We start from the raw sequence: 15535 nt of genomic DNA on the forward strand, positions 1-15535 counted from the left end.
TGCGCATTAACGACAAATCATATCTCAAATACTGATTTTTCAGTAAAACCATAACAAATGGCAGAAGCAATTGTTCGTTTTGTGTTCAGCCCCGTAAATTCACTAAACGCTGGAAGAATTAAGCGATGCTCAGAAACCTCATAACAGGGTAGTTTAATCGAAACCTTACCTCTACCTCTAATGACCACTCCTGGATGGGTATGTCCGGAAATGCAAAAGATATCCTCACCACAATGCTGTTCATCATGCACAAATCGGAAAGCGTCCACATCTTTATGAGTTTTAAAAACAGTAATCCCCAGTGATTTGTAAAAGTTATCTTTTAAACGGTCGTGATTGCCTTTAATGAGTTCAAAACTGACTTCTCGATTATCTTGTATAAACTTCTGAAACTGATTGATATCCGTATTGTTTTCGGCATGAAAAAGGTCGCCAACCACAAGGACTATTTCCGCCTCAAAACAGTTGATTAAATCTTGTAATTTCTTCAAATCATTGTCCAAGATGGCCGACGGAATCGGAATGCCAGCTTTTCTGAAATGAGCGGTTTTCCCTATATGCAAGTCGGATAAAACCAAAGTTTTCTGCTGTTTCCAAAAAAGAGCACGCTGGTTGGTCAGCGTTAAAACTTCATTTTGAATTGAAATGTCTTTGGTAATAATACTCATAGTTGCGTTTGCTTCAGCACCTCATCTCTAATCCGTCTAATCCGCGCATCCAAATCTTCGCTGGTCAAGGATTGTCGTAAGCTATCCACTTTTATGGGAAAGCTTAATGGTGTGAAAGATTTTGCAAATTTAAGGATTAGTTTACTTTTAGAAATACGTTCAAAGGCATCTTTTAAACGCACTTCTTCCAATTGTTCATTAAAAACTTCGGTGTAAGCTTGTCGCAATAATAAATTTTGTGGCTCATAATCCTCCAAGACCCTAAAAATCAATCCAGAAGAAGATTGTAAGCTCTTGTTATTCTTTCGCGTTCCGGGCTGACTTTGCACCACCAAACCTGAAATAACGGCAATATCCCTAAATTTTCGAGAAGCCATTTCTGAGGCATTGATGCTACCAATAACATCTTCCATTAAGTTATCTTTGGATAAGATATCCTTGATGTTCTCTTCATCAATTGGAATGGCTTGATCACTCAATAGTTCGAAACCATAATCGTTCATTGCAATGGTAAAAGTCAATGGTTTTATCAAGCTTAAACGATAGGCAATCAAAGCGGCCATCACTTCATGAATCAGTCGCCCTTCAAACGGATACATAAACACATGATGCCCATCTTTTGTTTCAATCATTTCAATTAAAAATTCGTCTTTTCCAGGTATATGAGAATTCTTTTCCTGTTGGGAAATCAAAGGGTGTAGAAACTTGAGTTCTTTTTCGGTTGTTTTTGGATGCAATGACTCCGCTAATTTCTCACGTAAATAATGGCTTAAATACGATGATAAAGGTAAACGTCCTCCCATCCAACTTGGGGTGATGGCCGACTTTCGTTTGCTCCGCTTCACCAACACGGTCATATCCTTGATGGTAACCATTTCCAACACGCGGCCTGCCAAAATAAAGTGATCATTGGGTTTTAATTTCGAAATGAAGTATTCTTCTACCATGCCGATATATCCACCAGAGAAAAATTTTACTTTTAACATGGCATCGCTAACAATGGCACCGATATTCATGCGATGCAACATGGCAATCCTTCTGCTTTTTACTTTATACAGTCCATCATCGTCCACAATAACTTTGTGGTATTCTTCATAAGATTTTAAGGTATTTCCACCCTCGGTAATAAAATGCAACGCCCAACGCCAATCGGCTTCGGTCATATAATGAAAGGCATGGACTTTCTGAATTGATGCAAACAATTCTTTCTCATTAAAACCTTCACCAACTGCAAGGGTTACCATAAACTGAATGAGCACATCAAATGTCAAAACCATAGGTTCTCGTGCTTCAATTCGCTTATCTTTCACCGCCTGTTTGAGCGCAGAAGCTTCTATCAATTCCAACGAATGCGTTGGCACAAAATAAATTTTAGAGGTTTCATAAGGTGAATGCCCACTACGTCCTGCCCGTTGCATAAACCGCGCAATACCTTTTGGAGATCCAATTTGAATCACACAATCCACTGGTTTAAAATCCACGCCTAAATCTAAAGACGATGTGCAGACTACTGCTTTGAGATGTCCGTCTGAAATAGCTTCTTCAATCCAGTTGCGCAATTGCGCATCAATCGATCCGTGATGAATGGCAATCTGTCCCGCCAAATCCGGTTCAATTTTTAAAATTTGCTGATACCAAATTTCCGATTGGTTCCTGGTATTGGTGAAAATTAGCGTCGTATTATTTTCGTATATAATCGGAATGATTTTATAAGCCATCTTTACACCCATATGGCCTGCCCAAGGCAAGACTTCAATTTCATCAGGGAGCACGGTAACGACGTCGATTTTCTTTTTCTCTTTGGCAACAATGCGCTTGGTCTTGATGTCTTTATACGGAATCAACACCTTCTGTGCTTCATCCAAATTACCAATGGTGGCCGTAATTCCAAATATTTTCATGGATTTGGAAAGACTCAACAATCTGGACATGGCCAACTCGGTTAGCACCCCGCGTTTGGACCCTAATAATTCATGCCACTCATCTACCGCAACACAATGCAAATTTTTAAAAAATCGGGAGTTATTTTTTTGTGAGAATAAAATATGAAGTGTTTCTGGGGTGGTCAACAACACGTCTGGCATTAATCGTTCCTGCCGGCGACGATCTTTCTGTGGTGTATCGCCATTTCTGACTTCCACTTGCCAATCCAAACCAATTTCTTCTACAGCAACGGTCATGGCTTTTGCCAAATCTTTAGCAAGCGATCGCAACGGACTTATCCAAAGCAACTTCATACCTTTTTTATAGGCTTCCGGTTGATTGAGATAATCAATGACGACTGCCAAAAACACAGAAAAGGTCTTTCCAAAACCTGTAGGTGCCACCACCATGCCGCTGTAACCGTTATGATATTGATTCCAGGTTTGCAACTGAAAATCGAACGGCTTTTGCCCTTTCTTCTTCATCCAATCGGCAACTATCTGATAGCCTTGTGAGTCCTGAACGTCTTTCAAGTTGGATTTGTGATTAGTTGTTTAACTTGTTCAATGGTGTCAATTTCATCGACGGTTTTATCGCGTCGCCATCTTAATATCCGTGGGAATCTTAGAGCTACCCCAGATTTATGACGGTTGCTAAGTGCAATACCCTCAAAGGCAATTTCAAAAACCAATTCAGGTTTCACGGTTCGAACAGGACCAAATTTTTCAATGGCATTTTTATTGACGAATCTTGAAATCTCAGTGATTTCAACATCGGTCAGCCCCGAATAGGCTTTGGCCACAGTGACTAAGCCATCATCCTTTTTAACCGCAAAAGTATAATCGGTATATTTTGAGCTTCGCCTTCCACTACCCTTTTGAGCATAAATCATAACGGCATCAATTGTTAATGGATCGACTTTCCATTTCCACCAATCGCCTTTTTTACGCCCGGTATGATATGGTGAGTTTTTCTGTTTTAGCATTAATCCTTCACTATTGAAATCACGCGCTTTATTTCTGATAGCATCCAACTCACTCCATTCATTAAATGTAATAATTTCAGAAATTAAAATATGATTAGGCAAGGTTTGAGATGCCAATAAAGTCTCTAAAGTTTCACGCCGATAGGTCATTGGTTGTGTACGAATGTCTTGGCCATTCCATTCCAAAATATCATACACATAAAACCCCACCGGAATTTCTTCCAACATTTTTTTGCTGACGTTCTTCCGATTGAGCCGTTTTTGTAAATCGTTGAACAACAAAACGGCGTTGTCTTTGAGTGCCAATATTTCGCCATCAATGACAAAATTTTCCTTAAAAGTCTCCATAGCACTCACCAATTCAGGAAACTGGCTCGTGACCAATTCTTCACCCCGTGACCAGATAAAAATCTCGTCGTTGCGTTTAACTATTTGACCTCTAATGCCGTCCCATTTATATTCCACTTGCCAATCTTCAGGATCACCCAATTCTGGCAGTTCCTTTTCCAAAGCATAGGCTAAGCAAAACGGATATGGTTTGGAGTTATCATAATTGATGTGTTCACCTTGAATCAAGTCATCAAAACTGATACTATTGATGTCCCAATTTCCAATAATACTATGCATAAGCCGATTGGCATCAATTCCCGAATATTTGGACAAGGCATTGACCAAGGTTTTTTTAGAAACGCCAATTCGAAAACTTCCACCAATCAATTTATTGAAAATTAGTCGCTCTTGCATCTCCAGGCCCGACCACGCATTGAGTACATAATCCTTTTTTTCTAAATCAGATTTTGGCCGTAGAGCAATCAATTCTTCCATCCAAACACTTAACGGTTTTTCAATATGATGTGTTGGGTCAGGAAGCATCAAAGCAATAGTTTCACCCAAGTCGCCCACACTGCTATAGCTTTCCAAAAAGAGCCATTCAGGATATCCGGTAATTTCCATACACCATTGACGCATCAGGGATGTTTTCACAGGTCTTGAAGGACGTTTACCTGTAAATAAGGTGATTATCCAAAGCTTGTCTTTTTCTGGAGCAGCTTTGAGATAGTCCACCAAGGCATCAATCTTTGAATTGGTTTTATTGGTGATTTCAATCGCGCTGATAAGTTCAGAAAAATGCTTCATGAGGCTTCCTTTTTTTCGAGTTCCTTGTCGTCATCTTCAGCACCGTATTCTGTTTTCACTTCCGCAGAAGGAATTCCGATCTCATTCAGATATTTTGAAAAAGTGGCTTGGCTGCCGTGGGTCACATAAACTTTTTCGGCTTCGGTAGCTTTTACGGCAGACATTAAGCCGTTCCAATCAGCATGATCACTGACGGCAAATCCGGCATCTACAGCTTGCCAGCGTCTATTACCTCTAATTTGCATCCATCCCGAACAAATAGCAGTGGCAGCATTTGGAATCTTCTTCAATAATTTTGATCCCAACAGGCCGGGTGGCATAATGATGATCTTATTTTGAAGGTCTTCTTTTTTAAAATCGTAGTTGAGCAAATGAGTCTGCGGAAGCAGAATTCCTGAACCTTCAATGGCCCTGTTAAGATTATGGATAGCCGAGTGAACGTACATTTTATCCACACCTTCCATAAGTTTCATAATGCGTTGCGCCTTCCCTAAGGAATATCCCAAAAAGACGCTGGTTCGATTATGCGATTGATTTTTCAAAACCCAATCGTGCATTTGTTGCTGCAATTGGGCCTCACTCAGCCAATTATAAATGGGGAGACCAAATGTGCTTTCTGTAATAAATTCGTGACATTTGATAGGCTCAAAAGGAACCGTCAGATGGTCATTTTTTACTTTATAATCGCCAGTAAATACCACCACAAAACCTTTATACTCCAATCGTATTTGAGCAGATCCAATGACATGACCAGCAGGATGAAAACTGACCTGCACCCCATTGACAGTTTTGGGCTCATTATAATTCAAAGATTCAATCTGAATATCTGCTCCGAGCCGATGCTTTAAAATGGTTTTTGAATCCGTTTGGCACAAATAATATTTCATTCCGTTTCGCGCATGATCCGCATGCCCGTGAGAAATGATGGCATAATCTACCGGCAACCACGGATCGAGATAAAATTTTCCGGGGATGCAGTAAATGCCTTTTTTTGTGAATTTAACGAGTTTCAAATGTATTCTGCTTTCTGAAATAAATGTATTAAGTAGAATGGAAATGGATAAATCGATTTCAATTCCGATTTGTCGATAATTACGGCTTTAATTCTCCGAAATCCATAGTATCAGGTTGATCTCCAGTAACGGCACCAACACCCATTTTGACCAAAGTAATGAGTTTGTTATTTTTCGGGTCCCAATAAAAGGCTTCGGTTGGTTTTACGGAGATAGCGGTGATGTTTGGATCGTCTTTTCCATCAAACCAAGTATCGTCAGACTTACCATAAAGTTCATCAATCATCCTTCTATCAGTGGTGATGGTGGCTGTTCCGTAAACATTCAAGAACTGCATATCACTCTTATCGACATAAATTAAATGAAGATTGGGGTCGTTCATCAAATTCTCATTGTGTGTGCTATTTTTATTGCTCAAAAACCAAATGTGTCCGTGATCATCCACTTTTTTTGTGCTCATTGGTATCATGTGCAATGGTGTTTGCTTCAGATTGGTAGCCATCATAGTAAAGTCGATGTCTTCTGCCATCTCTTTAATCTTCTTCTTGGCCTCGTCATTATATAAGTTCTGTGTGCTCATAATTTTCTATTTAATTTATTCCCACCAGTGGGTTTTAATACCCCCGAGATTCTTGATTTTATAAAATTAGTGAACAATTGAAAAGGCGGATAATTCTATCCAATTAAATCATACCCCAAAAACAAAATTTCTACATCTGGTTTACTATAAATCTATACAACACTTAATTGTGGTGAATGAGGTAATTCATCTTCGATAAATTGATTTATTTTATGGATAATTTAAATACAGAAACAATGGATACCAACAGATTATCAAAAAAAATAGAAGACATTTTAAATAAGCAAGCCGCTAAAGAGGCTGAAGCAGCCCAGGTTTTTTTAAGCTATGGCTGTTGGGCAGATTCTGAAGGCTATGGTGGGATTGCAAATTTCTTTTTCAGACATGTGGCCGAAGAGCGTGACCATATGATGAAGGTGATTCAGTACATTATGCAGCGCGGTGGCACTGTTAAAATAACAGCAATAAAAGCACCTCCTGCTGATCCGAAAAACTTACAAGACTGTTTTGAGAAAACATTTAAACATGAAGTTGACAATACTACTGCCATATATGAGATTGTGAATCTGGCGCATGAAGAGCGCGATTGGGCCACGTACAATTTTGCCCAGTGGTTCGTGAAAGAACAAATGGAAGAAGAAAAAATGGTCATGGATTTGTTGGATAAACTTAAAATTGCCGGCGGACCAAAAGCCACGGATGAATCCCTATTCAATCTGGACAAGTTTATGGCTGAAGCTCCAGATGAAGCACCCTTGGCAAGAGATGCCTCTATGGACAATCCAGAATAATACTTATTTAGTTTATTCTTTACAAAACCCTCGCTTGAGGGTTTTTTGTGTACGCTACTTCCCAATTAAATGGGGAAAACACAGACATGAACAGAATAATCATCAAGCTATGATTATAGCCACTCGAGTGAAAACATGATGAGGGTTTCAAGAATGTTAATTTGAAAACTCTGATGAAAATTAGTTGCTTATCTTGCGTTATTGATTAGTTTATATATTCAGCACAATCTTTAGAAGACTGAGACGAATAATTTTCACATCCATGAATTTTGAAGTACATAAAATAGCACAACTTACGGGACATAAAGCGGCAATATACGCTTTAGATAAAGGAACAGATGATCATCTGATTTTTTCCGGAAGTGTAGATCAGGTTATCGCACAATGGAATTTAGAAACCGGTCAAATGGATAAGCTGGTCGTTCGTTTTCCTGCACCCTTGTATTCTATTTGCCATATCCGAGAAAAACATTGGTTATTGGCCGGTACTTCGAATGGCATTGTTCATATAGTAGATTTAGAAACCAATCAAGAAATAAAACTTCTCACACACCATAGCTCTCAGGTTTTTAATATCCGTTATTCTATAAAAACCAATTGTCTTTATACCCTTGGTGGAGATGGCCATATGGCAGTTTATGCATTGGACAGTTTGGAATTAATCAATTTGGTTACGCTAAGCGATGAAAAAGTGCGTCATCTGGACTTTAATAATAAGAGTTCGGAAATGGCTATTACAGCTGGAGATGGCAATATTTATATTCTTGACTTACATACATTACTTGAGAAAAAGGTAATTATTGGTCATCAATTGTCCTCAAATATCGCGCGTTTCAGTCCTGATGGAAAACTCCTTTTGACAGGCGGAAGAGATGGACATTTGAACATCTGGGAAGTGGGAAGTTATGTACTCATAAAATCAATTCCCGCACATGAATGGGCCATCTATGATATTGCATACAGCCCAGATGCCAGTTTATTTGCGACAGCGAGCCGTGATAAATCCTTGAAAATTTGGGATTCCATATCATTTGAACTGTTAGAAATAATTAATAAGGAAATCTTTGATGGCCACCAATTTTCTGTTAATAAATTGATCTGGAGTACTTATAATAATTATTTGATTTCAGCAAGTGACGATCGGACGATTATGATATGGGACATACAAGTCAACTAAAATGCCCCAAAAGCTTGATGCGGTTTGGGGCATTTTTTATAAAAGTAGACATAACTTGAGCTACTTTGTTATCAATAGTTAAGCAAAAACTTCCTTAATATTTTTTAAGCTCTTATAATGTAATTGTTTTAAATCCGCTTTCCTGCAAACCGAATATATAGGCGAAACCGTCAGGGGTTGTATTAATAGTACTATGGTAATCAGATTTTTTTACTCCAAAATGGTTCATTGCCGACTCACAAACAACTATGCGAATGCCCACTTTTTCACTGATTTCGATAAACGAGGTCAAGTTCTCATCGGTTGCTAAATCTTTTGCCGCTGCACTGATAATGACAATTTCAAAATCCATTTTCGGATTGTTGCCTTTCAATTCTTTACCTGTCATGACTGCTGCTTGAAAATAACGGGCATTGGGAACGAGTATGGCATATTTTCCATCTGCCTTAACGGAGTTTTCAACATCAGAAATACTTAGTGATTGTGCAATTGCTGAGGTGTACAAAACAGATCCTACAAAAACGAAAAGGACCATTAAAAACTGATTTCTCATATTTTTTTTATTTGGGTTTATAGTTATTATTAGTGACTAAAATCACATATGCAAAGATAAGTCTTCAATAAGATTCTCTTGGTAACCTAGGTTACCAACTATGGATTATAATTAAAAAGTGATTTTTGAAATTTACGCGACTATAATGAAAATCTTAGAGAAATTTAATGTGTTTAAAAATGTTTAAAACCTCAGAAGTTTCAGAATTTCTTACTAATTAGAAGACTCCCATATATTGCGGTTTAAAAGGTGTGAGCCCGGAAGTGTTTAAGCTATTTCATTGTAGATTTTAAAAAATTACATCATACATTCCAATTTAGGCTGGTTCATAATTCACCAAAAACAAGCCTGACATCAATTGATTTAATTCTTTGATCTTGCTGTCGTTAACAACACCATCGTCCATATATAATTTTCTATTGATCTCTATCATTATGCTCTGTACATCTTCATTTTTTTGATAATGTTTCATAGGAACGATAGTGCCTTCATACGGGTAATTTATTTTCACTGAATAGCCCTGATTGGTCAGATACGCAACCGCCATATCAATCAGCCATTTTGGGGTGTGAAAAGCATCTGTACCAATACAAAAGTCAGGTCTATCAGGGCCTTGCTCAATATCAGATGTAAATGGAGTATTTGCGAAGGAATGGCAGTCAACAATCACTGGAGATCTACCATCTTTAAGTTTTTGATCTACAAGATTAGTTAGCGCCTCATGATGTTTGAGATAATAGTCGTTATAAATCACCTCCTTGTTTCCATTTGAGTTTTCCCTAAGTAATTCTCCACTATCTGTTTTTGTGTAGTAAAAACCACGCCCATACATAAACATCACCTCGTTTTCATCATCAAGTCGTTCTACATCACAGAAAATCCTACTATATGGGAATACCACTTTGGACAAGCTACCAATTGTGAAGATTTCATCCGTGGCGAAGTCTGTCAGTAATTTAATTTCATTTTCCATTAATTCCGTACTCACAAAATCGGATTTGAATTGGTCGGGTATTTCAGTTTTAGAATGTGGGATATGAAAAATATAAGAATCCTCAATCTCATCGCTAAATAAATCCAATCCCAAAAGTGTATTATAACCTATCATAGTAATTGCAATTTTAATTTTTCTAAATATGGCGTCGGCTTCACCGTGTGTTATATTTAAAAAAATCGAAGATAGTTAAATCCTTAAATGTACAAACCCTCTATGGGTTATATTGTTTTAAATATCATTCGAATAACATTGAATTTTCTAAATAACCTTACAGGCAAGATTTGAATATAGTTACAGTAAATTCAAAATATGAAGAAGTGAATTATATGTACAATGAACTGGCGCTGGTATTGAGATCCTTTAGGTTGATTTTTAACTATATTTGATTTTCGAGCTATAGAAAATTCAATCGCACGGAATTCTGTCAATAGAAATTTCTATTTGTCAAATTTAAAAGAGTAACACAATATGAAACTTGTCATATCTATTATCTTAATATTCTCCTCACTCGGGGTAGATGCGCAAACCTATATTAGACAGGGAAAAGGCGATTATAACGAGGTGTTGTATACGTGGGATGGAAAATATTTAAGACAAGGTAAAGGCGACTATAATACGGTTTTAGTCACTTATGACGGCAAATATTTTAGGCAAGGCAAAGGCGATTACAACACGGTTTTATCAACTTGGGACGGTAAGTATTTAAGATTGGGGAAAGGAGATTATAATGATGTTCTCTGTACTTGGGATGGCGAATATATTCGACAAGGTAAAGGCGATTACAACACTGTTCTGTACACCTTTGATGGGAAATATCTACGTCAAGGCAAAGGCAATTACAACACCGTTTTGTACACCATTACGGGAGAACTTCCAATTGAAGTTTTAATTTTTATTGTTAATTAGTTGAACATTTGAGAAGTTGGTTTTCTCGATTTTGACTATGAAAAATTCAGATAAATTAATGAATTCTGAAAATAATATAAGAAGTAGGCTCCGTTCCCATATAGAGAACGGAGCATCTACTCGCTTATATTATACAATCTTTTTTACCCATGTAAATTTATGCTCATCCAATTTAAGTTCATCATCGAAGCTATAGGCCACTAAATGACCTCCTTTGGCCACACTGTAATCCAAACAGCATATATTATCCCTAAATAATGTAGGCTTATCTTTAGATGTTTCTGCCAATTTCAACCAATAATGACCAAAGAAAACACTTTTGTCGCCTTTTCTGTAATAGTCATTATCTTTTATAGCTGACAATTCAATAGCTCCTTCTGGAAGTTCAGCTATAGAATGCATTTTAACCTTATCATAAGTCATTTTAGAAAGGTCTTCCCACCATTTGTATCTCATTTCCTTACGTTTAATGTTGTCCTCATCAAAGAAATACATTCCTTCAGGCATGCACAACTCCTTCCCTTTTAAGGTGTTTTCAATAGCATCATACAATTCTGTTTCTTTATTCACAGATTGATGAATCAAATCATCTGTTAGTCGATTATTAGGTAAATGTTTCTTTAAGTAGTCAATACTTTTATAATCCCAGCAAGCGTGCACAGCCCTAAATATTTCTGTTTCGTAAAATAATGGTAGGGTTTTAAACCATTCTAAATATGCTTCCCACTCCTCTTCTCCATTTGGAAACTCCTCTGTATTTCGGAATTGATTAAGTGTATTATAATGTTGAAGAATATTCTTTATGGAATGTTCCCGTAAGTGTCCACCTTTAGGGTTTTCAAAATGAAAAGTAAGGGCATTATACTCGTGGTTCCCCATTAAAGCAATCGCACTTCCATTGTCCGACATTTGTTTAACGATCTCTAAAGTCTCTCTAATTTTTGGGCCTCTATCAATATAGTCGCCCACAAATAAAGCTTTCCTTTCAGGATGCGAATAGTAGTTGTCTTTTTTTGAATAGCCCAATTTGGTAAGTAATTCTTCAAGTTCATCGGCGTATCCGTGTACATCTCCAATTAAGTCAATCATTGTTTTTGTTAGGAATTATTAGTTATACAATCGAGTAATATAGTTATATCATTTACAATTGATAGAGAAAAATGCGAATAAAGTTTAATTCGTATTTGTAGGAAAATTCAAAATATTTTCCCTATATTTGAGATATCATTACGAATCACGTTAAGTGATAGCAACCTGCCAAAACAGGCGAAGGTGCTAAAACAATGAGCCTACTTTTAGGAAAAATATGATTTATTCCTTTTTAAAGTATTTACCGATTACTGTGTTTTCATAACACAACAATAAAGAGTTCAAAGGTTTCCAAAAGAAACGCTCTGTGCAGGGCGCTGAGCGGAACTGTTATGAGCGCTTGAAAACTAATTAAACTAAATAATAAATTAACCTAAAAACAGTAATTATGACAAAAAAATTTAAAGACATTCCAGTTGAGGAAGACACACAAATTATTACCAGTGTTGAGGCCAAAATCGAAGACTATGATGTTATTTATCAAAAGTGGCATTGGGACGGAATAACAGCAGAAAGCGTGATCTTCTTTAATGATGATGTTGCGAATTTAACGGAAGAACAAATTAAACATGAGGTTGCCCTTTGTACCGCATTAGTAAAGGAAGATTCGCAATTGACTTTCAAAAAAGGCGACAAATACACCTTCGTGAATTTCAATTTTACTCGATAATCGAGATTTAATACTCAGAAGCCTGCCTCGAGGTAGTTAATTGCAGACTAAAAATACTTTCGTCAAAGTAGGATTATCGCATCGAAAGATTTAACACCCAATTTTTAAACTAAACTAAAACCAAATATGAAAACATTGACCATCGGAAAAATTTTAAATGATTACCAAGATTATCTATCGGATTATGAAATTGAACAACTCAGAAAAGTTCAAAGAACACGCACTGACTTTTCTACCCAAGTAAGAGAATTGAAAGGTGCTTTATTTGGGGAAGAATGGGATTTCATGGGAGATTCTATAGCAGATTCAAAAGATAGATCTCGAGGGATTAATCCTATGTCTCAGACATACATAGATCAGATTAACAAAAAGAGAAAAGCTTTTGGAGTGCGTCCATATTATGATGGCGGCACTGCTTCAGATATCTCCTCTGATTATTTTTGTGAAGAAGTGGTTAGACATACCAAAAATTATAAAGAACTCTTGGATCTTAAAAGTAGAAAAGAGAAGCAAATTGTTTTTGTTGATATGGATGGTGTATTGGTCAATTTCCAATCTGGTATCGATAGAATTTCAGAAGAAGAGAAAGAAAAATACGAAGGTAATTTAGATGAAGTTCCAGGAATTTTCTCTTTGATGGAGCCTAACGACGGTGCTATTGAAGCTTACAAATGGTTATGTAAAAATTTTGACACTTATATTTTATCGACTGCACCTTGGAATAATCCTTCGGCTTGGCAGGACAAATTGCACTGGGTGAAAAAATATTTACCAGATGTGTCTCACAAAAGATTGATCCTGTCACACAACAAACATTTAGCCAAAGGGGACTTTCTTATTGATGATCGTACTGCAAATGGAGCGGGAAAGTTTATTGGAAAACATATTCACTTCAAAGAAGATGGGAAAGGTTTTGACGATTGGAGAGCAGTCATCGCTTATATGAAAAATCTCGCATAATTAGTAAATAAAACAATTGTTCCTAATCTTCATTTAGATTGGGAATAAGTCTAAACTAATCATTAAAAACTTGAACAGCTCATTTTTTTACTCTATCCGTAAAGAAAAACATGTGCATTCTAAATTAAATTAAGATGGCTTTAAACTTCAACCAAATTGAAAACCTATTAGTGAAATACAAAAGCGATTCCAGCTTAGCTGAGCTCATCATTAAGTATTCAGCCTTAAAACAAGAGCTTGAAGATACCGAAAACCATTCTTGGTATTTTAAACAGGGTATAGAATCAAAGATGCAAGAAATAGATTCATTAAATAATCATTTCGAAAAAATGAGAGCATTATTTAATGAGTCTAAAATTGATTTTTTCATTAATAAGATCAATGTGAACAATGAATATTTATCAGGGTTGGAAGGCAAAGGAACGAGTTTTATTCAACGAATATCGTACTCTTGGAAAGTTGGTGAAAATGAATTGTTCAATGAGCTAATTCGGCTAAAGAGTAAGACTGAATTATTAATGGGAATTGATTATTATTTAGAAAACCCAGATGAGTTTTTAATATTTATCGATTAGCTAATTATTTCAATAAAAATCCAAAATAAAAATTACAACCAAACTAACTTCAAATTAATAATCATGACTTTTAAGCAGCTTTTAAACGCCAATACTTGGCCAACCATCATACCCCTATTTATAGAAGCCTATCCCGATGCAAAAAAAGATATGGTGGGCTATAAAGCCGTATTTGAAAGACTGAAGACAATGTCCCCCGAATCAATAGATGTGTCGATTGTTATTACCAAAGAAGGAAATGGTGATGACGCGTATATTGATGTTTCCGGACTTCATAAATATCCAAAAAACAAAGAAGAAACCTATTCACAAGGTATAGAGTTCGTGTCTTGGCGCAAATGGCTGGGAATGGATATCAGCAAAGAAAGCTTAGCTAACTTTTCAGAATTAGAAATTATTGTCCATTGCATTTATGAGATGACTTTTGTTGGCTTTACAGAAGAAGCCATTCAAGAAAAAATCAATGAAATCGAAAAAAGCAAAAAGGAACGTGAATTAATGACTAAAGAAGAGAGTGATGCTGTCACGGCTTCCGTTGAAAAGATTTTGAGTAAATGGCGTGATGAAGAAGATAGCGAATGAAGTAAACTTGATTGATAAGACCATGGATATTGTTATTAATTCCGACATCCTTGTGACATTATCTCTTTCCTGAAGTGTTTTACGTTCTTTTTACTACAAAATTGAAAAATAAGGAATAGCTTATAGGTTAACCACAATGTTTGCATAAACACAATAATTGGGCTTGATCCATTCTTCCTATACAGACTTACAACAATTTATGCATAATCCTAAAATCCCACAACTTTTTGACTTGATCCCGATTTAATCCATATAAATCAACAAAACCGAAAATTTAAGAGATGTCCATAAATGAGAAAACCCTGCGTTATGCAAGGTTTTCAAGGGTGTGAGCCCGATAGGATTTGACTTCCTATATAACCCCCAAGTGAAAATAGAACTACCAGCTGTAAACACAGCTGATTTTTGTTTTGTGAAATATCTTTAAAAATTCATTTTATCATATTTCGTAAAACAAAAAATCCACCAACCTGTTGGTTGATGGAAGTTCTGCGTTAAGTGAGCCCGATAGGATTCGAACCTATGACCGTCCCGACTTGGGTCGGGATGCTCTATTGTTCAGCTATCAAAATCCTTATTTTCTTTGAACTCTTCCATCCTTTAATTTCCAATTCTCGCCTATAAGCAGAACTTTTGTCTAGATGGATCTCAGTATATAATATCTCCCAGTCCTTCGCTCTTGCCGTAAAGCCCTTGTGAGCTGTCAAGTGTTTCCTCATACGTTCATCCATTTCGTCGCAGGTATGACCGATATAATATCTGTTAAGTTGAGATGAATATAAAATATAGACAGTGCACATACACCAATTTAGGCAAAATAAGCAAACCAAATGCCATTCTTGATGCCATATAAATCAGCAAAACGAAAATTTAAGAAATGTCCATAAAAGAGAAAACCCTGCGTTATGCAAGGTTTTCAAGGGTGTGAG

The 15535-nt window shown here is 36.6% G+C and carries 16 protein-coding genes and 1 riboswitch; of the genes, 7 read left to right on the forward strand and 9 right to left on the reverse strand.

The features are described from left to right. Positions 1-17: 17 nt before the first annotated feature. From pdeM to H3Z82_RS15855, 5 genes are all read right to left on the reverse strand, one after another. Positions 18-668 (reverse strand): ligase-associated DNA damage response endonuclease PdeM, encoded by a 651-nt coding sequence (pdeM, locus tag H3Z82_RS15835; protein ID WP_182206476.1) that lies wholly within the window; start codon positions 666-668, stop codon positions 18-20. Further along, on the reverse strand, positions 665-3124 hold the full coding sequence (locus H3Z82_RS15840; RefSeq protein ID WP_262890705.1) for a ligase-associated DNA damage response DEXH box helicase: 2460 nt from the start codon (positions 3122-3124) through the stop codon (positions 665-667). Before H3Z82_RS15840 ends, pdeM begins: the two co-directional genes overlap by 4 nt. Then, positions 3121-4713, reverse strand: coding sequence for an ATP-dependent DNA ligase (locus H3Z82_RS15845; protein ID WP_182206477.1), 1593 nt, complete (start codon positions 4711-4713; stop codon positions 3121-3123). The genes H3Z82_RS15840 and H3Z82_RS15845 overlap by 4 nt, the downstream gene beginning before the upstream one ends. Then, positions 4710-5726 carry a ligase-associated DNA damage response exonuclease gene (locus tag H3Z82_RS15850; protein WP_182206478.1) on the reverse strand — a complete coding sequence of 339 codons (1017 nt, stop codon included), beginning with the start codon at positions 5724-5726 and terminating at the stop codon, positions 4710-4712. Before H3Z82_RS15850 ends, H3Z82_RS15845 begins: the two co-directional genes overlap by 4 nt. Positions 5727-5805: 79 nt before the next feature. Beyond that, positions 5806-6306, reverse strand: a complete 501-nt coding sequence (locus tag H3Z82_RS15855; protein WP_182206479.1) for a pyridoxamine 5'-phosphate oxidase family protein — start codon at positions 6304-6306, stop codon at positions 5806-5808. A gap of 212 nt (positions 6307-6518) precedes the next feature. Between H3Z82_RS15855 and H3Z82_RS15860 the strand changes: the two genes are divergently transcribed. Both H3Z82_RS15860 and H3Z82_RS15865 read left to right on the forward strand, forming a co-directional pair. Further along, a complete protein-coding gene (locus H3Z82_RS15860) occupies positions 6519-7097 on the forward strand; it encodes a ferritin (RefSeq protein WP_317172467.1) in 579 nt (192 codons plus the stop codon). Positions 7098-7359: 262 nt separating this feature from the next. After that, on the forward strand, positions 7360-8274 hold the full coding sequence (locus H3Z82_RS15865; protein ID WP_182206480.1) for a WD40 repeat domain-containing protein: 915 nt from the start codon (positions 7360-7362) through the stop codon (positions 8272-8274). A 112-nt stretch (positions 8275-8386) separates the two neighbouring features. On the opposite strand, the gene H3Z82_RS15870 is transcribed toward H3Z82_RS15865, so the two are convergent. Together H3Z82_RS15870 and H3Z82_RS15875 are read right to left on the reverse strand one after the other, a co-directional pair. Then, positions 8387-8827, reverse strand: coding sequence for a DsrE family protein (locus H3Z82_RS15870; RefSeq protein WP_182206481.1), 441 nt, complete (start codon positions 8825-8827; stop codon positions 8387-8389). A 316-nt stretch (positions 8828-9143) separates the two neighbouring features. Next, a complete protein-coding gene (locus H3Z82_RS15875) occupies positions 9144-9935 on the reverse strand; it encodes an N-formylglutamate amidohydrolase (RefSeq protein ID WP_182206482.1) in 792 nt (263 codons plus the stop codon). Between the two features lie 357 nt (positions 9936-10292). Between H3Z82_RS15875 and H3Z82_RS15880 the strand changes: the two genes are divergently transcribed. Continuing rightward, positions 10293-10730: a hypothetical protein gene (locus H3Z82_RS15880; protein ID WP_182206483.1), complete on the forward strand. Its 438-nt coding sequence runs from the start codon at positions 10293-10295 to the stop codon at positions 10728-10730. A 129-nt stretch (positions 10731-10859) separates the two neighbouring features. Here H3Z82_RS15880 and H3Z82_RS15885 read toward each other — a convergent pair whose 3' ends face one another. Continuing rightward, a complete protein-coding gene (locus H3Z82_RS15885; RefSeq protein WP_182206484.1) occupies positions 10860-11819 on the reverse strand; it encodes a metallophosphoesterase in 960 nt (319 codons plus the stop codon). Between the two features lie 130 nt (positions 11820-11949). Continuing rightward, positions 11950-12046: riboswitch (SAM-I-IV-variant riboswitch) on the forward strand. Positions 12047-12207: 161 nt separating this feature from the next. Here H3Z82_RS15885 and H3Z82_RS15890 point away from each other — a divergent pair. The 4 genes from H3Z82_RS15890 to H3Z82_RS15905 all read left to right on the forward strand — a co-directional run bounded on the left by H3Z82_RS15890 (position 12208) and on the right by H3Z82_RS15905 (position 14606). Next, positions 12208-12489, forward strand: coding sequence for a hypothetical protein (locus H3Z82_RS15890; RefSeq protein ID WP_182206485.1), 282 nt, complete (start codon positions 12208-12210; stop codon positions 12487-12489). A gap of 126 nt (positions 12490-12615) precedes the next feature. Continuing rightward, on the forward strand, positions 12616-13449 hold the full coding sequence (locus tag H3Z82_RS19660) for a 5' nucleotidase, NT5C type (RefSeq protein ID WP_235982468.1): 834 nt from the start codon (positions 12616-12618) through the stop codon (positions 13447-13449). Positions 13450-13583: 134 nt separating this feature from the next. Next, positions 13584-14024, forward strand: coding sequence for a hypothetical protein (locus H3Z82_RS15900; RefSeq protein WP_182206486.1), 441 nt, complete (start codon positions 13584-13586; stop codon positions 14022-14024). Between the two features lie 63 nt (positions 14025-14087). Beyond that, positions 14088-14606 (forward strand): DUF6557 family protein, encoded by a 519-nt coding sequence (locus H3Z82_RS15905; protein WP_182206487.1) that lies wholly within the window; start codon positions 14088-14090, stop codon positions 14604-14606. A 551-nt stretch (positions 14607-15157) separates the two neighbouring features. On the opposite strand, the gene H3Z82_RS15910 is transcribed toward H3Z82_RS15905, so the two are convergent. After that, the gene (locus tag H3Z82_RS15910; protein ID WP_182206488.1) at positions 15158-15406 is read right to left on the reverse strand and encodes a GIY-YIG nuclease family protein; all 249 of its coding nucleotides are present in this window, start codon (positions 15404-15406) and stop codon (positions 15158-15160) included. Positions 15407-15535: the final 129 nt, after the last annotated feature.

Origin of the sequence: Gelidibacter maritimus, assembly GCF_014062315.1 — a bacterium.
Lineage (GTDB): Bacteria > Bacteroidota > Bacteroidia > Flavobacteriales > Flavobacteriaceae > Gelidibacter > Gelidibacter maritimus.

What these genes read in the sequence shown, in the direction of transcription:
- H3Z82_RS15855 (WP_182206479.1), bottom strand. Translation starts at nt 6,306, where the DNA reads ATGAGCACACAGAACTTATATAATGACGAGGCCAAGAAGAAGATTAAA.
- H3Z82_RS19660 (WP_235982468.1), top strand. Translation starts at nt 12,616, where the DNA reads ATGAAAACATTGACCATCGGAAAAATTTTAAATGATTACCAAGATTAT.
- H3Z82_RS15905 (WP_182206487.1), top strand. Translation starts at nt 14,088, where the DNA reads ATGACTTTTAAGCAGCTTTTAAACGCCAATACTTGGCCAACCATCATA.
- H3Z82_RS15890 (WP_182206485.1), top strand. Translation starts at nt 12,208, where the DNA reads ATGACAAAAAAATTTAAAGACATTCCAGTTGAGGAAGACACACAAATT.
- H3Z82_RS15885 (WP_182206484.1), bottom strand. Translation starts at nt 11,819, where the DNA reads ATGATTGACTTAATTGGAGATGTACACGGATACGCCGATGAACTTGAA.
- H3Z82_RS15875 (WP_182206482.1), bottom strand. Translation starts at nt 9,935, where the DNA reads ATGATAGGTTATAATACACTTTTGGGATTGGATTTATTTAGCGATGAG.
- H3Z82_RS15880 (WP_182206483.1), top strand. Translation starts at nt 10,293, where the DNA reads ATGAAACTTGTCATATCTATTATCTTAATATTCTCCTCACTCGGGGTA.
- H3Z82_RS15865 (WP_182206480.1), top strand. Translation starts at nt 7,360, where the DNA reads ATGAATTTTGAAGTACATAAAATAGCACAACTTACGGGACATAAAGCG.
- H3Z82_RS15910 (WP_182206488.1), bottom strand. Translation starts at nt 15,406, where the DNA reads ATGTGCACTGTCTATATTTTATATTCATCTCAACTTAACAGATATTAT.
- H3Z82_RS15870 (WP_182206481.1), bottom strand. Translation starts at nt 8,827, where the DNA reads ATGAGAAATCAGTTTTTAATGGTCCTTTTCGTTTTTGTAGGATCTGTT.
- H3Z82_RS15845 (WP_182206477.1), bottom strand. Translation starts at nt 4,713, where the DNA reads ATGAAGCATTTTTCTGAACTTATCAGCGCGATTGAAATCACCAATAAA.
- H3Z82_RS15860 (WP_317172467.1), top strand. Translation starts at nt 6,519, where the DNA reads ATGGATAATTTAAATACAGAAACAATGGATACCAACAGATTATCAAAA.
- pdeM (WP_182206476.1), bottom strand. Translation starts at nt 668, where the DNA reads ATGAGTATTATTACCAAAGACATTTCAATTCAAAATGAAGTTTTAACG.
- H3Z82_RS15900 (WP_182206486.1), top strand. Translation starts at nt 13,584, where the DNA reads ATGGCTTTAAACTTCAACCAAATTGAAAACCTATTAGTGAAATACAAA.